Raw genomic sequence first — 16437 nt, 5'->3', positions numbered from 1 at the left:
CGGTCCTTCCTGGGAACCTCTGATGCCTGACAATTCCGCCCCCCTGCGCGTACTCGCTTTCGCCGGCAGCCTGCGCCGGAACAGCTACAACCGGCACCTGATCGACGCTGCAACAGGCTCGGCGCCGGCCGGCCTGTCGCTGACCGTCCATGACAGCATCGCTGACATTCCGCTGTTCAACGAAGACCTGGAAGCAGACGCTGCGGGTGGTCCGGACGGCGTGATGCGCCTGCGTGCTGCGGTTGCGGCGGCCGACGGCGTGCTGATCGCCACGCCCGAATACAACCAGTCCCTGCCGGGCGTGTTGAAGAACACCCTGGACTGGCTGTCGCGCAACGATGCCGCGCTGGGTGAGGTGCTGTCCGGCAAGCCGGTCGCCATCATGGGCGCCACCCCGGGGCGGTGGGGCACACGGCTGGCGCAATCGCAGCTGCGCCACGCGCTGGCCGCGGTGGGGGCACTCGTCATGACCTCGCCGCAGCTGTACATTGCCGAGGCGGCATCGGCACTCGACACCGCAACGAATGACTTCGATGACGCCACCCGCAAGCGGTTGCACCGCTTCCTGGAGGGGTTCCAGAGCTGGATTCACCAGTTGCGCGGGGAGCGCAGGCCATGAACCACACTCGCATGAAACCGATTGGATGCCTTGCCCTTGCACTGGCCGCGATGCTGACCGGCAATGCCTGGGCCGAGTCAGACGAGAGCACCAAGCGCCCGTCGTCCGAGCAGTTGCAGCGGCTGATTGTCGACCGCTCGCCGCAGACTCGCGTCGAACGTCCTGACAGCGAGCGGATCACAGCCCGCCGCATCGACATCGTGGATGACAAGGGCGTGATCCGCATGACGCTGTCGGGGCAGACGCCGGCACCGATCATCGATGGCATCCAGTACAAGCGCGCGTTCAACGTCGCGGGCATGGTGCTGTACGACGACAAGGGCAGTGAACGCGGCGGATTCGGCACCGCTGACATCGAGGGCGGGATGGCCGTGCTGGCGCTGGATCATCCGGCCATGGATGCGATCGGCTGGCGGGTATCGCCCGATGGCGAGGTCCGGTTCTCGATCAACCAGGCGCCGCCGCCGATCCGCGATGCCGCACTGGGCAACAAGCTGGTGCCGGGGGTGCAGGTTCCGACGCGCATCCAGATGGTGGTGGGCGCCGACGGCACGCCGGCCATCGCGTTGAATGACAAGCAGGACCGGACCCGCCTGCGCCTGACCGTCACTGCCGAAGGCCATGGTGCCATCGAGTTCCTCGATGCACAGGGCAGGGTGGTGCATACGCTGGCCCCGGAAGCCGGTGCGCAGTAGACGCCGGACGCGGCGGTCGATGGCATCGGTCATCTGCAGATGGATCGCCGGTGGGCTGGCAATAGCCTTGTTGGCCACGGCCGCACAGGCGGAGACCCGGGCGCGCGCGCCCATCGTGCGAACCGATGATGTGACACGCTTCTTCGCGGTGATGGACGCCAGCGGTGGCAGGCCGGATGCATTGTTGCTGCAGCGCCGCTATCTGGAGCCGGGCAGCGATGCGCTGCATCAGTTCAGCGAACTGCGTATCGGCTCGATGCAGCGGCTTGCCGATGTAATCCAGCAGAAGCCGGCGCTGTATGTGAAGGCGCGCACGTGTGCTGCGGCACTGCCGGGCATCCGCAGCGGAGTGACCCGTGCGCTGCGGAATCTCGGCGAGATCGTGCCGTCGGCCCGTTTTCCTCCGGTCACCCTCCTCGTCGGACGGGGCACCACCGGTGGCGTTACCACGCCGGACGGCGTGGTGATCGGCCTGGAGACACTCTGCAACGCGGACTGGATGCAGGCCGATGTGACGGAACGCTTCGTGCACCTGATCGCGCACGAGTATGTGCACGTGCAACAGCACGGCGCCGCTGTTGAAGTACCGGCGCCTACGCTGCTGTACCAGACGCTGCTGGAGGGCGGTGCAGAGTATGTGGGTGAACTGATCTCCGGGCAGCCCGCCAACAGCCATCTGCAGCGCTGGACCGCAGGGCGCGAATGCGCCCTGGAACGGGAATTCGTCGCGCAGCGCGACAGCACCGACCTGTCGCGGTGGCTGTACAACGGCCCTGGCGACGACACCCGCCGCGGCGATCTGGGTTACTGGGTCGGGCAGCGCATCGCGCGGGCGTACGTCAACCGCGCCGACGACAGGCAGAAGGCCATCGCCGAGCTGCTGGATGTAAGGCCCGAAACCGCAGAGGCGCTGTTCAGCGCCAGTGGTTGGACGCCGGCGTGCGTTCCCGGCAGTACCGCGGCGCGGTAGGCACGTCGTGCTGAAGCCATGACTTCAGGCACTGCAGGCGGTCTGCCTCCATCGCCACTCTGACCGCATGTCCCAGGAAGGAGCATTGCCTTGTCTGCCATCCGACACGTGGCGTCCGTATTGCTGGCGTTCGCGCTGTACTGTCCTTTCGCCGAGGCCAGGCAGTCGCCTGCCGAGGTGCTGGCGGATATCGAGCGTAACGGGCGTGCTGCCCATTCCGACGCTGTGCTGATCCAGAAGGACGGTGTTCCACTGCTGGATGTGGCCTCGACCAGCGAGCCGATTCACCTCATGTCGGCCACCAAGTCGATCATGGCGCTGGCGATCGGCCTGCTGCTCGATGACGGGAAGCTTGCGTCGCTGGACGAACCGGTCAGTGCGATCTATCCGGAATGGCGCCAGGGCCAGAAGCGGGACATCACGGTAAGGATGTTGCTGGAGCATACCTCCGGCCTGCAGAACGTTCCCAACGCGGGGGTCGAGCTGGAATCCGCGCCGGATCTCGTGCAGCTCGCGCTGGCAGCGGAAATCACGTCCGCGCCCGGCAGCGCGTTCTCCTACAACAACAAGGCCACCAATCTTCTGCCGGGCATCATTGCCCGCCTGGCCGGCCAGCCCGTGGATGCCTATCTGGAGGCGCGCCTTTTCAGGCCCCTGGGGATCACGCGCTACGACTGGATGAAGGATGAAGCGGGCACGCCCTTGGGCATGGCCGGGCTCTCCCTGTCAGCCCGGGACCTGGCCGCCATTGGTCAGCTGATGCTCGATGGCGGCGTGGCCAAGGACGGAACGCGCCTGATGAGCGAACACGCGATCTCCTTGATGACCGTCGAGAGTGCGCAGTCTGCGGACGTCGGACTACTGTGGTGGCGGCTGCCGGAATGGGAGCGATACACGCTGCGGAATGATGCGCAGCGCACGCTCCGGGAGCGCGGCGTATCTGACCGGCTTCAGCATGCGCTGCTGGCGGCGGAAGGCAGCACCTTTGCCAGCAAGTCCGCGCTGATGGCGCATCTCAGCCAGCAGCTGGGCGACGATTGGCAGCCGTTGTACGCCACCGAGATCACCGCCCGCGGGCTGAAGATCGCCGATCTTTTCCAATCCCAGCGTGGTCCGGTCAGCGCCTACGCCGCCAATGGATATCTTGGCCAGCACCTGGTGGTCGTACCGGAGCAGCGCATCGTCGCGGTCCGGCTGATCCAGCGCAGGGAAAGCCATGCCTTCCCGGTCGACGATTACGCCACGTTTCCAGCGGAGATCATTCGCCTGGCGAAGTCGATGCCTGCGTTGGCTGCGCCCGCCACGGGCATCGGCGGGGCGCAGGATGATGTTGCAGTGCACACAGAAGTACGCAGCACAGCTAGTCCCATCCGGCTATAGGAGCCCAGCGCCGCTCGACGCACACTTCGTCCCGTGAAGGCCTACGGGAGGGGCGTGAGATGAGTCTGTACATGGGGAGACTGCGCAGGCTGGCAGTGCTTGTGTTGCTGCTGAATCCTTTGCTCGCGGGTGCGGCGCCGGCGGCATCGTCGGTGCCTGCACCCGAGGTGGTTCCGCTGTGGCCGCAGGACCACTGGCAGCAACGCGCGCGTGGCCCGGAACGGATCGGGATCGAAGGCAGCGCGAAGGGCGCGGTCTCGGGCATCAGCGATGCGCGCATGGAAATCTATCGCCCGCTGAAGCCGAACGGCTCCGCGGTGGTGATCTTCGGCGGTGGCGGCTACTTCCGGATCCAGATCGGCAGCGCCGCCAAGCCGACGGCGCAGTGGCTGCAGTCGCTGGGGGTCACGGCTGCGGTCGTCTACTACCGGCTGCCTGCCGATGGATGGGCACCTGTCTCGCCCTTCCAGGATGGCCAGCGCGCCATGCGGCTGATGCGCGCACAGGCGCGCAGCCTGGGGGTCGATCCGGAGCGCATCGGCGCGTTGGGCTTTTCCGCTGGAGGCAACCTGGCCGGGATCGTCGCCACGCGCTTCGATGCCCCGTTGTATGCGCCGGTGGATGCCGCCGACCAGCTGTCGGCGCGGCCGGATTTCCTCGGCATGATCTATCCGGTCGTTTCAATGCGTGCGCCGCTGGACCAGACCCGATCGAAGCGGGAGCTGGCGAGCCAGGACGACGCCCAGCAGGCGTATTCGGTCGAAGAACACATCCGCAAGGACATGCCGCCGGTGTTCCTGGCCCAGGCCGTGGATGACCGCATCGTGGATGTCGGCCACAGCCTGGCGATGTACCAGGCCGCGCATGCAGCGGGTATTCCGGTGGAGCTGCATCTGTTCGAGGCCGGAGGCCACAGCTGGGGGCTGGGCCGGCCCGGCACATTGGTGGCGCAGTGGCCGCGGCTCTTCGCCAACTGGGCACGTAGCCACGGCTACCTCGGGCCAGCGCCTGCGCGGCTGCCCCCGAACGGTGGCCTGGCGATGCCGGCCGCTGCACCTCAGCCCCAGCCTGCGCTGGACGACGATGGCGCGGGCGACTGAGCCGCGCACCGTACTTCATTCGGGAGAACTCCATGAATTCACTGAAGCGTGCCGCGCTCGCCGCGGCTGCCGGCGGCGGCCTGTTGCTGGCGTCATCCTCCGTGCTGGCCGCGGCCAGCGATACCGAAGCCGGGTTGCGTGCACAGGTGCAGGAGCAGGCCAGACAGCTGCGCGAACAGGCAACCCTGCTGCAGCAGCTGAGCGCACGCCTGGCTGCGCTGGAAGGGGGAACGCAGGGCGCTGCCGCAGTGCCCGGCAGCGATGCCAACGTTGACGCGCAGGTAGCCGCCGCAATCGCCGACACCCGGCAGGACGACCTGGCCATTCTGCAGGCACAGGTGGCCCAGCTTGCCGCGACCGGTGGGGGAGGCGATGGCAATGTGCGCTGGCGCAAGGGTGGCCCCGAGCTGCGCAGCAGTGATGGCCGGTTCACCTTCCATCCCCGTGGCCGCGTGCTGGTGGATTTCAGCACCACCCACGGTTCTGGATTCGATGCGCGCAACGTCACCGGCACCGATCTGGCCAGCGGCCGCCTGGGCGCAGAGGGACAGATGGGACCGCTGGGCTACAAGATCGATGCGGACTTTGCTGGCAACGAGGTATCACTGAAGGACACCTACCTGTCCTGGGACACGCGGATGGGAGGACTGCCAACGGAAATCTACGTGGGCAACAAGCTCAAGGACCGTGGCCTCGACGGTGGCACCAGTGGAGTGAACACGCCTTTCATGCAGCGCAATGCCGTGGCCTCGGTGGGCGCCCAGCAGAGCGGGTACTACGGACTGGGCGTCACCACCAAGGTGATCGGCGATGGCTGGCATGCCAGCGTCGCGGTGACCGGCGACGATATCGGCAATGACAGCACGGCCAGCGACACGATTGCGTATCTGCTGCGTGCGCACTGGAACCCGCTGCGTGGCCAGGCCGGCTTCCTGCACCTGGGCGGCTGGTACTGGTACGAGGATCTCGGCCAGGACGTCGGCAGCATCAACAAGACCTCGCCGATCGCACTGGGCTGGAACGGCAACGTGCGCGTATCGGCCAGTTCCATCGCCAACGTCACCGACAACCGCGCCTGGGGCCTGGAACTGGGCGGGGTGTACGGCCCGGTGTGGGCCTTTGCCGAACACACCACGCGCACCATCGAGTCGCGCACGGTCGACCCGGTCGACCAGCAGGCCACATCGATCTACGCAGGCTGGCTGATCACCGGTGAGCGCCCTGGATTCAGCAGCCGCTCCGGGGTATGGGGTACCACGCGCGTACTTCGCCCCGTGCAGGAAGGCGGCATCGGCGCCTTCGAGCTGGCGGCCCGCTATGACCGCTACGACTTCCTTGATGCTGCCCGCGGCGGCGAGGGCACGGCATGGACGCTCGGGCTCAACTGGTACCTCAACAACTGGTCACGCCTGATGCTGAACTACGTTCACTGGAAAACCGACAACAAGGTGGGCAATGCCCAAGGGCCGGATTCCGGCAATACTGTCGGCGTACGGGCGCAGGTCTCGTTCTGAGCCCGGTCGGCGATCCGGGTGCGGCATCTGCGGAGCATCCCTTGACAGGCCACGGCGCCACCACCACGCTGCGTGCCATGCATATCGATATCAAGGCGCTGGACGAGCGGCAGCTGAAGGCACTCATCGCGGCCGCCGAGCGGCGGCTGCAACTTCTCGCACAGCGACGTTCCGCGGCCGTCGTCAGGCGTGAGCTGGTCGCCGCTGCCGCAGAATGCGGCTATTCAATCGAGGAACTGTTCGCCGGCGCCAGCGCGGTGCCCGTGCCTGCGGGCAGCGCTTCCCACAGGCGCCGGAAGACGGGCAAGGTCGCACCCAAATACCGCGACCCCGAGAACCGACGGAACACCTGGACCGGCCGAGGGCGCATGCCGCGCTGGCTTGCGGACAAGACCCGGCACGGTCGCAGCGCGACCGATTTCCTGATTCCGGGCCTGGCCAGGCCGACGACGGGCAAGGATGTGGTCATCGGGCGCAGGAGTGTGTTCAAGCAGAAGTGATGGGGCGTCCCCTAGTAGCTCCCGAAACGGATCTGCACTGCGCCGTCCACCACGTTCACGACGCCGATCTCCGCCGGGCCGAGCTCGACCACGGCGGGCCAGGAATGGCGGAAACCCAGCGGCCATGCGGGAGGCGTCACCGTGCGCCAGCTCGATCCGCTGTCCTCGCTCCAGCTGACTTCGTTCAGGCACGAGGTCACGAACATCACCCCGCGCGTACTGGTCATGACGTGGGGGCCGCAGCGCTGGTCGGCGAGCGGCGTACCGAGGCCGGCCGGCCAGGTCCGCCCGTCCGTCGAGACCTTGTACGACACCGGGCATTGCGGATCATCGCCGCAGGTCTCGAACACCATCAGGTAGCCACCGGCGGGGCGGCGTGCCATGACCGGCATGCCGGGCCGGAGCTGCCCACCGCCGGGCTGTTCGGCAATCGTCATCACAGGTCCCCAGGTGCGCCCGCCATCGTTGGACAGGCGCTGTGAAACGACCTGGTTGTAGGACGGATGCTCGTCGGCACGGGTTTCATCGGCATACACCACCGACAGCGTGCCGTCGTCCAGGCGCGTCAACACCGGCTCCCACACGCCGCGGTCCTTGCGCCCGTGCGGTGCCTCGTTGCCGGCGAGGGTGCTCAGGAAGGTCCAGTGTGCTCCCAGGTCGTCGCTGGCATAGAGATGCAGCCGGTAGGAGACGCCTTCGACCAGCGAACGCATCGCCAGCAGCACACGCCCCTCCGGCAGCACCAGCAGTTCGCCGTTGTCGATCATCCGGCCGGGCTCGGCCACATCGGACCAGGGCGCCCAGCTGCGGGCCCGGTCACTGCTGATCGAGAGCTGCAGGGTGGTCGGCTGCCCTTCATTGAAGCGCGTGGTCACTGCCAGCCAGCGGCCATCCGGCAGCTGCGCCAATCGCCCCCAGCCCGCGTTGCGGGCAGCCACGGTGGCGGTGCCGGTCCATGTGATCTCCGCTGCGTGCAGCACAGAGGCGAACCCGCTCAGGGCCAGCAGGGCGAGGCAGCGCATACCACTGCGCAGAACGAATGCGTGTCGGACAGTCAGGCGCATCCAGGTCACCAGTAGGTTGCGTAGAGGGCCACCAGGATCGCCAGCACCGCCAGCGAAGCGACGTTGAACGATGGGGCGGTGGCATAGCTCACATCGTCGGTGCGGATACGATCACGATCGCCACTGGCGCGGGTGCCCAGCGCGACGCCTACGCCCAGCAACAGCGTGACCAGGAACACCACGCCCATGCGGTCCATGAAGGGCAGCGAGGGCCACAGCAGCTTCAGGGCCAGCGACAGTACGAAGGAGCCGACCGCCGCAGCCAGCGCACCGGCTTCGTTCGCACGCTTCCAGAACAGGCCCAGCAGGAAGATCACCACGATGCCGGGGGTGAAGAAGCCGGTGAACTCCTGGATGTACTGGAAGCCCTGGTCGAACCCGCCCAGCAGTGGGCGCGCGGTCAGCACTGCCACGATGATCGAGACGGACGCCGCGAACCGGCCAACACGCACCAGTCTGGCTTCCGAGGCATCGGGCGCGCGCTTGGCATAGAAGTCGAGCGTGAAGATGGTGGCGACGGAATTGATCTTCGATGCCAGCGACGCAACGATGGCGGCCACCAGCGCGGCGAACACCAGGCCCAGGATGCCGCTGGGAAGCAGCGCCAGCATCGTCGGGTAGGCCGCGTCCGGACGTTCCAGGCCGGGGGCGAGCATGACCGCGGCGATGCCGGGCAGCACCACGATGGCCGGAATGAGCAGCTTCAGGAACGCAGCGAATACCACGCCCTTCTGCGCCTCACGCAGATCCTTGGCGGCCAGTGCGCGCTGGATGATGTACTGGTTGAAACCCCAGTAGCTGAGATTGGCGATCCACATGCCGCCCAGCAACACCGACAGCCCCGGCAGATCCTTGTAGAACGGGTTGTCCTTGCTGAGGATCATTTCAAAGCGTTCGGGATGCTGCTGCCACAGCTGCATGAAGCCGTCGGTGACGCTGCCGTTGCCGATCTGGCCCAGCGTGATGAAGGTGACCAGCAGGCCACCCAGAACCAGCAGCGAGACCTGCACGATGTCGGTCAGCGCGACCGCCTTCAGGCCGCCATACAACTGATAGGCCAGTGCGAAGGCGCCCAGCAGCACCAGCGCCACGTCCTGGTTGAGGCCTGCCACGCCGGCAATGGCGATCGAACCCAGCCACAGGATCGAGGTGAGATTGACGAATACGTACAGGCCCAGCCAGAACACGGCCATCAGCGTCCGGATGCGGTTGCCGTAGCGCTCCTGCAGGAACTGCGGCATGGTGGTGATGCCGTTGCGCAGGAAGATCGGCAGGAACCATTTGCCGACGATCAGCAGCGTGATCGCCGCCATCCATTCATAGGATGCGATGGCCAGGCCGATGGCATAGCCCGAGCCGGACATGCCGATGATCTGTTCGGCCGAGATGTTGGCCGCGATGAGCGAGGCACCGATCGCCCACCACGGCAGGCTGCGGCTGGCCAGGAAGTAGTCCTGGGCCGACTTCTGCCGGCCGGCCTTCTCGCGGGAAACCCACTGCGCGAGGATGAAGATGCCGGCCAGATAGGCCAGCACGATGCTGATATCCAGGGGGGAAAGGCTCATGGAAGCTCCGCGATGGGTCCGCGCTGTGGGCACGGCGGCACGTCATTGGGGTTGCCGGCGAACCGGGGCTCGGGAACGCCGGCGATGCCGGCGTCGGTGGCGAACAGATGGCCGGCGAAGGGGTCGCGCGCGCGCGCGGCCGCGTCCAGGCCGTCGTGCGCGCTGGTGATGAACATCGTTCGCAGCGTGCTGCCGCCAAAGACCGGGCGGGTGGGCTGCGCGACCGGGACGGAAAGTATGCGGTCCTGCTGGCCATCGGGCCGGTAGCGAACCACGCGCGAACCGCCCCAGCGGGCATTCCAGAGTCCGCCTTCGGCATCGACCACACTGCCATCGGGCTCGCCATCCTCGGCGCGCAGATCGGCGAACACTGTTACCGCACCCGGGCTGTCGCCGTAATCGCAACGCAGGATCTGCTTCTGCAGCGAGTCGCAGAAGTACATCGTGCGGCCGTCCGGACTGAACGCTACGCTGTTGGCAATCGCCACAGTCGGTAGCGGAAGCGTCTCGAGCACGAGCTCGGCGGTGAGCCTGTAGAAGGGTGCGACGGCCTGCTTCGGACCGTTCGTGGGCTCATGCAGCATGCCGAACACGAAACGGCCCTGGCGGTCACAGGCGCCATCATTGGCGCGCACACGCGCCCCTGTGTCGGGCAGCACAAGCACGTCACGCAGCTCGCCGCGCGCCGGATGGAAGAATGCCAGCCGCGACGCCAACGCCAGCAGCAGCCAGCCTTCGGCTTCGCACAATGCCAGTGCGGCCAGCCGCTCCGGCATCGGCCAGCGGGTGAGCGCGCCGTCACCGGGGCGATAGCGCCACAGCTGCGCCTGCGCGATGTCGGTCCAGTACACCACCGATTCGCGGTCACACCACAGCACGCCTTCGCCCAGGGTGTTTGCGGCCGGCACCGCGACAGTTGCGGACCCGCTCACACCCAGCCTCCGTCGATGATGAAGTCCTGGCCGGTACACATGCGGCTGTCATCGGCGGCCAGGAACAGGGCGGCGCGCGCCAGGTCATCCGCGCGCAGATAGCCCGGCAGGCATTGCGCACGACGCAGCTGTGCTTCGCCCTCCGCGTCCAGCCACAGCCGCTGCTGCTTCTCGGTGATCACCCAGCCCGGTACCAGCGCATTGATGCGGATGCGGTCCTGCCCCAGTTCCCGGGCCAGGCCGTTGACCAGGCCGTGGACCGCGGATTTGGCCACCGCGTACAGCGGATACCCGCTGTTCTTGATCATCCAGCCCGTCGAACCCAGGCAGATGATCGAACCGCCGCCCAGGGCGCGCATGTCCGGCACCAGCGCCTGGATGGCGAAGTACTGGTGGCGCAGGTTCACCGCCATGCTGCGTTCAAAGTCCGCGATGCCGGTGTCGGCCAGGGCATGACGAGCATCGTTGGCGGCATTGTTGACCAGCACCGAGAACGGTCCAGCCAGGATGCGCGCGTGGGCGATGGCGGACCGGAGTGCCTCGATATCGGTGATGTCGCAATGCAGATAGCGCGGGGCAGTCGCAATGTCGCCCAGGCTTTCCAGCAGTGCTTGGGCGCCGCTGTCGTCGATGTCGAGAAAGACGACCTTCGCACCCTGCCGCGCGAAGTGCTCGACGAAGGCGGCGCCGATGCCGGTGGCACCACCGGTGATCAGCACCGCGCGGTTCTCAAGGCTGGGATAACGTGCCTGATCGGTCATGGCGCTCACCACTCGGCCACGCTGCCATCGGCATGACGCCAGATGGGGTTGCGCCAGCGGTGGCCTTCGGCGGCACGCTCGTCAACGTAGGCCTGGTTGATCTCGATGCCCAGCCCCGGGCCGTCGGGAATCCTGACGAAGCCTTCCCTGTACTCGAAGGGCGCGCGGTCCACCAGGTAGTCCAGCAGATCGTTGCTGGCGTTGTAGTGGATGCCCAGGCTCTGTTCCTGGATGAAGGCGTTGTAGCAGACCGCATCCAGCTGCAGGTTGGCCGCCAGCGCGATCGGACCGAGCGGGCAGTGCAGAGCGATGGCGACGTCGTAGGCTTCGGCCATGGCCGCGATCTTGCGGGTTTCCGTGATGCCACCCGAGTGCGATGGATCCGGTTGCAGGATGTCCACGCCACCGGTCTGCAGTACGCGCTTGAAGTCGAAGCGGGAGTACAGGCGTTCGCCCAGCGCGATCGGCGCAGGCGAAAGGGCGGCCAGTTCCGGGATGGCTTCCAGGTGCTCGGAAAGCACCGGCTCTTCGATGAACATCAGCCCGAAGGGCGCCAGCTCGCGCATCAGCACCTTGGCCATCGGCTTGTGCACGCGGCCATGGAAGTCCACGGCCACTCCCACATCGCGGCCCACCGCATCGCGCACGGCCTGCACGTTCTCCAGTACCCGCGTGACCTTGTCATGGCTATCGACGAACTGCACTTCCTCGGTGGCGTTCATCTTCACCGCAGTGAAACCGCGTGCCACGGCGTCGCGGGCGGCACGGGCGGTGTCGGCCGGCCGATCGCCGCCGATCCATGAGTACACGCGGATGCGGTCGCGCACAGGGCCGCCCAGCAGGGCATGCACCGGCACGCCCAGTGCCTTGCCGTGGATGTCCCACAGCGCCTGGTCGATGCCCGCCAGTGCGCTCATCAGGATCGGACCACCACGGTAGAAGCCGCCACGATAGAGCACGTTCCAGTGGTCTTCGATGTGCCGGGGGTCCTTGCCGACCAGATAGTCGGACAGCTCTTCCACGGCCGCCGCCACGGTGTGCGCGCGCCCTTCGACGATGGGCTCGCCCCAGCCGCAGATGCCGGCGTCCGTGTCGATGCGGACGAACAGCCAGCGCGGGGGCACCAGGTAGGTCGTGATGGCAGTGATCTTCATGCGGGGGAGTCCGTGTTCGTTCTGTTCCAGGCGTCGATGAACGCACGCGCGCGGCGTGCGACGTCGTCCGCGGGGGTCTTGGGGGCATACAGGGCGGAGCCGATACCGAAGCCGGCGGCACCTGCCTGGCGGTAGGCGGCCATGCGCTCCGGGGTGATGCCGCCGACGGGCAGCAGCGGCGTGCCGGCGGGAAGCACGCTGGACCACGCCTTCAGCACCGGGGGGGGCAGTTGTTCGGCGGGAAACAGTTTCAGCGCATCCGCACCGGCCCGCAGGGCGGCGAAGGCTTCCGTGGGCGTCGCCACGCCGGGCGTGCAGACCATTCCGCTGGCGTGGGCGGCGGCGATGACCTCCACGTCCGCGTGCGGCATCACCACCAGCCGGCCACCGGCGTTGTTCACGTCCTGCACCTGCGCGGTGGACAGGACGGTGCCGGCACCGATCAGGCAGCGATCGCCGAGCTGCTTTGCGAGCAGTTCGATGCTCTGCAGCGGTTGCGGCGAGTTCAGCGGGACTTCCAGAATGTGGAAGCCGGCCTCGGCCAGCGCCGCGCCGACGGCGGGCGCTTCCTGCGGGGTGAGCCCGCGCAGGATGGCAACCAAGGGGAGGGGTTGCATCCAGGCGGTGCTCATGGTGTTTCCTTCAGCGTGGGGGTTTTCTGGACAGCCGCGCGCCCTTCAGATTGGCGCGGGAGTCGGCAATCATGTCCAGCATGGCGGCGCGCGCCGCGTCCGGCTGCTTCTGCCGGATGGCGTCGTACACGTCGAAGTGGCGCGGCAGCGAGTACTTGAAGTCCTGCGCGGTCTGCGCCGAGAGCAGGAAGAAGGTGCCCAGCGCCGCGTCGATGACCGAGAACAGGGATGCCAGCAGTTCGTTGTTGGTGGCCTCCAGCACGCTCTCGTGGAACATCAGGTCGGCCTTGGCCCACGCATCCTGGTCCGGCGCATCGGCCATGGCCTGGTACGCGCTCTTGATCCTGGCCAGCTGCGCGGGCGAACGCCGCTCGGCTGCGGAAGCCGCGGCCGCCGGTTCGATCACCTCGCGCATCTCCACCAGCTTTTCCACGAAGTCCTGGGTGGGCATCAGCGCGCAGCGCCACGCCAGGATGTCGCTGTCCAGCTGCTTCCAGTGACGCGGGTCGCGCACCCGCGAACCGGTTTTCTGCCGGGTTTCGATCAGCCCTTTGGAGCCCAGCACCTTCAGGCCCTCGCGCAGGGCGGAGCGGCTGACGGACAAGGTCTGTGACAGCAGCTCTTCCCTGGGCAGGAATTCGCCCGGCTGAAGTGCGCCGCTGATGATCCGCTGCCCGATCTCCTGGGCCACTTGGTCGTAGAGGTTGCGTACCTCGATCGGTTTCACAGGCATCCCTTTGGCTTGGTGCACCGCAGGCTGCGGTCACTCCTATTATCCGACAAAAGGACGGGTGCAGGGTGTGAGGCATGTGGGGGAGCGTCCTCATCAGAGCTTGAACCGGAAGCCCATGCCCAGGGTCTTGTCCTGGTAACGGATGTCGCGCGGCCGCGTGTTGCCGCTGCCCCAGTACTGGTGCAGGTTGTTGCCCAGCAGGTTGGTGGCCGAGAACACCACCGTGGCGCGCGGGGTCACGTCGTAGCTGATCGAGAAGTCCAGCGAGCTGGCCGGCTCGACCTGGTCTTCCGTTCCGGCGACCGTGGGCTGGGTGAAGAAATCGATGTACCGGCTGCGGTAGCCGTAGGCCAGGCGTGCACTCAGGCCGAAGTTCTCGTAGAACAGCACGGCGTTGTAGTTGTTCTTCGAGACGTTCTGCAGCGGCCGCGAGATCACGGGCCCGCCAAGGAACTCCGGAGACTTGGTATCGCCTTCGATGTAGGTGTAGTTGAACTGCGCACCCAGGCCGCTCCAGGCGCCGGGCAGGAAGTCGAAGGTCTGCTGGTAGGCCAGCTCGACACCCTGCAGATGGCCGCTGCCAGCGCTCTGCGGGGATGACAGCTCGTAGTCCTCGCCGGCGATGACCACATTGGTGATGTAGTTCTGGATGTAGCCATCGATGTCACGATAGAACACGCCCGCACTGACGTAGCCCACCGGGGAGAAGTACCACTCCAGCGACATGTCGTAGTTGGTCGACTTGATCGGGCTCAGGTCGGGGTTGCCACTGCTGGCCACGCCCGCCCGGTTGACGGTGCCGGGGTTCAGCGAGATCGACGGATTCAAGGCACCGAAGTCCGGATAGCTCAGTGTCTTGGCCGCCAGCACGCGCAGCTGCCAGGCATCGTTGAAGTGCAGGTTCAGGCTCGCGTTGGGCAGGGCATTGGTGTCCTGCGTGCTGCGGGTGATGGCACTGTAGACACCCGTGCCCGCGTCGAACGAGAAGGCGTTGAGTTCACGCTTGATCTTCTCCGCACGCACGCCCACCAGGCCATCCACGCGCAGGCCGCCCAGCTCGAAGTCGTACTTCGCCTGCAGGTAGCCGGCGCTCTTGCGTTCTTCGATATCGAAGAAGCGGCCGGGATTCTCCGCCGCCAGTCCGTCCGGCAGACCGTAGTAGCGGCGCAGCGCGTCGGCGTTGTCGATCAGGTAGTCGTAGCAGGGTGTCAGGAACGACTGGCTCAGTGCGGAGTTGCCGCGCTTGCTGCAGAAGAAGCTGCTGGCCGGGAACAGCCCCACCACCTGGTTGGCCGGGTTGGGCGAGGCGGTGATGTTGCCCGTACCGGCACCGCCTGGCGGCGGCGTGCTGATTTCCACGCTGCCCTTGGCGCTGGCGGTACGGTCGGCATAGCGCAGGCCGAACTGGAGGTTGGCGATCGGGCCGTCGAGGAACTCGAACGTTCCGTCGCCGCGCCAGCTGTTTTCCTCGCCGCGCGACTCGCCCCAGGTCTGGAACAGGCCATTGAGGTAGAAGCGCGACGGATCCATGGCCGGGTTGCCGGCCAGGTGCCAGTTCTGGTGCTTGCCCGAGGTGCCGTCCCATACGGTGGTGATCGGCCCGGCCAGGAAGGTGTCGATGATGAAGTTCTCATCGCGGTAGTAGCCGGACGTACGGGCCACTTCGGTGGACAGCCGCAGCTGGTCGCCGCGCCACTTGAAGCCCAGCGCGTTCTGGATGTCCTGGCCGCGCTGCTTGTGCGCCTGGGTGCTGCTGGCGGCATAGCTGTCGCCGGTCCATGTACCTGCGGTGGCGTCGCAGATGGTCTGGCCGGACAGCGGCCCGTCCAGGCGGTTGGCATAGCAGTTGTCGCCGACCTGCAGCCCCGTCGGCGGCACCACCCCGACCGGGAAACTGAACAGGAACGCCTGGTCATAGTCGTCTCGCACGAAATCATAGAGGCCCTCGACATAGACCTCGGTGCGTTCGCTGGGTTTCCACTGCAGGGCATAGTTGAACGCACTGCGCTTGCGGTCGCCATGGTTGTAGTTGGTGCCCCAGCCATTGGGGGCGGCGATCAGGTTGCCGTCATCGGTACGCGCCGGCGTGCCATCCGGATTCTCCAGCACCTTCGGGAAGTCACCCCACACCGCATCGTACGCATAGCGCTTGCCGACATAACCGAAGTTGACCATGGCGCCGATTTCGCCGGCATCGGTGTCCCAGCGGTTGCTCAGCAGCAGGCTGGCGGAGGGATCGATGTCGCCACCGTACTTGCTGTGCGTACCGGTCACGGTGCCGGCGATCTCCGCACCGTCGAAATCCAGCGGGCGGCGCAGCTGGATGTCCACCAGGCCCGCGATGCCGCCCAGTGGCAGGCTCGCCTCGCTGCTCTTGTAGACGTTCAGGCTCTTGATGGCGGTGGCCGGCAGATTCTGGAAGGCGTAGCCGCGGCCGGAGCTGCTGAAGATCTCACGGCCGTTGAGGGTGCTGATCACGTTCGGCAGGCCGCGGATCACCACCCCGGTGGTCTCGCCCTGGTTGCCTTGAGCCACCTGCACACCGGTAACGCGCTGCAGGGCGTCGGCCACGCTGTTGTCGGGCAGCTTGCCGATGTCTTCGGCAACGATCGAATCGACGACCATCTCCGCCTCCTGCTTGATCGACTGGGCGGTCTGCAGGCTTTGGCGCAGCGCGGTCACGGTGACCGTGTCCAGGTTGACGGCCTCCTGCGAGCCGGCCTCCTGCGCCTGCACCAGAGAGGGCAGGGCGAGGGCCGAAAGGATGGCCAGGGAAAGCACGGTGCGGGAAGAACGAGCGGTCATGGCGGTATCTCCG

General features: G+C 66.7%; 15 protein-coding genes. 7 read left to right on the top strand and 8 right to left on the bottom strand.

Annotation, left to right across the window (positions count from 1 at the left end; translation table 11 throughout):
* The first annotated feature begins 22 nt into the window (after window positions 1–22).
* The 7 genes from IMX13_RS04020 (at window position 23) to IMX13_RS03990 (ending at window position 6778) form a co-directional block, all read left to right on the top strand.
* Window positions 23–619, top strand: coding sequence for an NADPH-dependent FMN reductase (locus IMX13_RS04020; protein WP_193395811.1), 597 nt, complete (start codon window positions 23–25; stop codon window positions 617–619).
* 11 nt (window positions 620–630) lie between these two features.
* On the top strand, window positions 631–1314 hold the full coding sequence (locus IMX13_RS04015) for a hypothetical protein (RefSeq protein WP_111186930.1): 684 nt from the start codon (window positions 631–633) through the stop codon (window positions 1312–1314).
* 19 nt (window positions 1315–1333) lie between these two features.
* On the top strand, window positions 1334–2284 hold the full coding sequence (locus IMX13_RS04010; protein WP_193395810.1) for a DUF2268 domain-containing putative Zn-dependent protease: 951 nt from the start codon (window positions 1334–1336) through the stop codon (window positions 2282–2284).
* 120 nt (window positions 2285–2404) lie between these two features.
* Complete coding sequence (locus IMX13_RS04005) at window positions 2405–3664, top strand: serine hydrolase domain-containing protein (protein ID WP_193395809.1); 1260 nt, start codon at window positions 2405–2407, stop codon at window positions 3662–3664.
* 59 nt (window positions 3665–3723) lie between these two features.
* A complete protein-coding gene (locus IMX13_RS04000) occupies window positions 3724–4764 on the top strand; it encodes an alpha/beta hydrolase (RefSeq protein WP_193395808.1) in 1041 nt (346 codons plus the stop codon).
* 32 nt (window positions 4765–4796) lie between these two features.
* Window positions 4797–6278: a porin gene (locus IMX13_RS03995; RefSeq protein WP_193395807.1), complete on the top strand. Its 1482-nt coding sequence runs from the start codon at window positions 4797–4799 to the stop codon at window positions 6276–6278.
* Between the two features lie 77 nt (window positions 6279–6355).
* The gene (locus tag IMX13_RS03990) at window positions 6356–6778 is read left to right on the top strand and encodes an H-NS histone family protein (RefSeq protein ID WP_193395935.1); all 423 of its coding nucleotides are present in this window, start codon (window positions 6356–6358) and stop codon (window positions 6776–6778) included.
* A gap of 11 nt (window positions 6779–6789) precedes the next feature.
* Here the strand turns inward: IMX13_RS03990 and IMX13_RS03985 are convergent, their stop codons facing one another.
* From IMX13_RS03985 to IMX13_RS03950, 8 genes are all read right to left on the bottom strand, one after another.
* Window positions 6790–7842 carry a sialidase family protein gene (locus IMX13_RS03985; protein ID WP_193395806.1) on the bottom strand — a complete coding sequence of 351 codons (1053 nt, stop codon included), beginning with the start codon at window positions 7840–7842 and terminating at the stop codon, window positions 6790–6792.
* Window positions 7843–7847: 5 nt separating this feature from the next.
* On the bottom strand, window positions 7848–9407 hold the full coding sequence (locus IMX13_RS03980) for a sodium/sugar symporter (RefSeq protein ID WP_180875196.1): 1560 nt from the start codon (window positions 9405–9407) through the stop codon (window positions 7848–7850).
* Window positions 9404–10339: an SMP-30/gluconolactonase/LRE family protein gene (locus IMX13_RS03975; RefSeq protein WP_193395805.1), complete on the bottom strand. Its 936-nt coding sequence runs from the start codon at window positions 10337–10339 to the stop codon at window positions 9404–9406. Before IMX13_RS03975 ends, IMX13_RS03980 begins: the two co-directional genes overlap by 4 nt.
* Window positions 10336–11100: an SDR family oxidoreductase gene (locus tag IMX13_RS03970; protein ID WP_111186937.1), complete on the bottom strand. Its 765-nt coding sequence runs from the start codon at window positions 11098–11100 to the stop codon at window positions 10336–10338. Before IMX13_RS03970 ends, IMX13_RS03975 begins: the two co-directional genes overlap by 4 nt.
* A gap of 5 nt (window positions 11101–11105) precedes the next feature.
* Window positions 11106–12254 carry a galactonate dehydratase gene (gene dgoD, locus IMX13_RS03965; RefSeq protein WP_065182278.1) on the bottom strand — a complete coding sequence of 383 codons (1149 nt, stop codon included), beginning with the start codon at window positions 12252–12254 and terminating at the stop codon, window positions 11106–11108.
* Window positions 12251–12886, bottom strand: a complete 636-nt coding sequence (locus tag IMX13_RS03960) for a 2-dehydro-3-deoxy-6-phosphogalactonate aldolase (RefSeq protein ID WP_193395804.1) — start codon at window positions 12884–12886, stop codon at window positions 12251–12253. The genes dgoD and IMX13_RS03960 overlap by 4 nt, the downstream gene beginning before the upstream one ends.
* 10 nt (window positions 12887–12896) lie before the next feature.
* A complete protein-coding gene (locus IMX13_RS03955; protein ID WP_053515824.1) occupies window positions 12897–13619 on the bottom strand; it encodes a FadR/GntR family transcriptional regulator in 723 nt (240 codons plus the stop codon).
* Window positions 13620–13712: 93 nt separating this feature from the next.
* The gene (locus IMX13_RS03950; protein WP_193395803.1) at window positions 13713–16424 is read right to left on the bottom strand and encodes a TonB-dependent receptor; all 2712 of its coding nucleotides are present in this window, start codon (window positions 16422–16424) and stop codon (window positions 13713–13715) included.
* Window positions 16425–16437 lie beyond the last annotated feature (13 nt).

Origin of the sequence: Stenotrophomonas sp. B2 (assembly GCF_014947095.1) — a bacterium.
GTDB lineage: Bacteria > Pseudomonadota > Gammaproteobacteria > Xanthomonadales > Xanthomonadaceae > Stenotrophomonas > Stenotrophomonas maltophilia_P.
The sequence above is the reverse complement of the archived record's forward strand: the minus strand, read 5'-3'. Positions and strand labels throughout refer to the sequence as shown.

What these genes read in the sequence shown, in the direction of transcription:
- IMX13_RS04020 (WP_193395811.1), top strand. Translation starts at nt 23, where the DNA reads ATGCCTGACAATTCCGCCCCCCTGCGCGTACTCGCTTTCGCCGGCAGC.
- IMX13_RS04015 (WP_111186930.1), top strand. Translation starts at nt 631, where the DNA reads ATGAAACCGATTGGATGCCTTGCCCTTGCACTGGCCGCGATGCTGACC.
- IMX13_RS04010 (WP_193395810.1), top strand. Translation starts at nt 1,334, where the DNA reads ATGGCATCGGTCATCTGCAGATGGATCGCCGGTGGGCTGGCAATAGCC.
- IMX13_RS04000 (WP_193395808.1), top strand. Translation starts at nt 3,724, where the DNA reads ATGAGTCTGTACATGGGGAGACTGCGCAGGCTGGCAGTGCTTGTGTTG.
- IMX13_RS03995 (WP_193395807.1), top strand. Translation starts at nt 4,797, where the DNA reads ATGAATTCACTGAAGCGTGCCGCGCTCGCCGCGGCTGCCGGCGGCGGC.
- IMX13_RS03990 (WP_193395935.1), top strand. Translation starts at nt 6,356, where the DNA reads ATGCATATCGATATCAAGGCGCTGGACGAGCGGCAGCTGAAGGCACTC.
- IMX13_RS03985 (WP_193395806.1), bottom strand. Translation starts at nt 7,842, where the DNA reads ATGCGCCTGACTGTCCGACACGCATTCGTTCTGCGCAGTGGTATGCGC.
- IMX13_RS03980 (WP_180875196.1), bottom strand. Translation starts at nt 9,407, where the DNA reads ATGAGCCTTTCCCCCCTGGATATCAGCATCGTGCTGGCCTATCTGGCC.
- IMX13_RS03970 (WP_111186937.1), bottom strand. Translation starts at nt 11,100, where the DNA reads ATGACCGATCAGGCACGTTATCCCAGCCTTGAGAACCGCGCGGTGCTG.
- dgoD (WP_065182278.1), bottom strand. Translation starts at nt 12,254, where the DNA reads ATGAAGATCACTGCCATCACGACCTACCTGGTGCCCCCGCGCTGGCTG.
- IMX13_RS03960 (WP_193395804.1), bottom strand. Translation starts at nt 12,886, where the DNA reads ATGAGCACCGCCTGGATGCAACCCCTCCCCTTGGTTGCCATCCTGCGC.
- IMX13_RS03955 (WP_053515824.1), bottom strand. Translation starts at nt 13,619, where the DNA reads ATGCCTGTGAAACCGATCGAGGTACGCAACCTCTACGACCAAGTGGCC.
- IMX13_RS03950 (WP_193395803.1), bottom strand. Translation starts at nt 16,424, where the DNA reads ATGACCGCTCGTTCTTCCCGCACCGTGCTTTCCCTGGCCATCCTTTCG.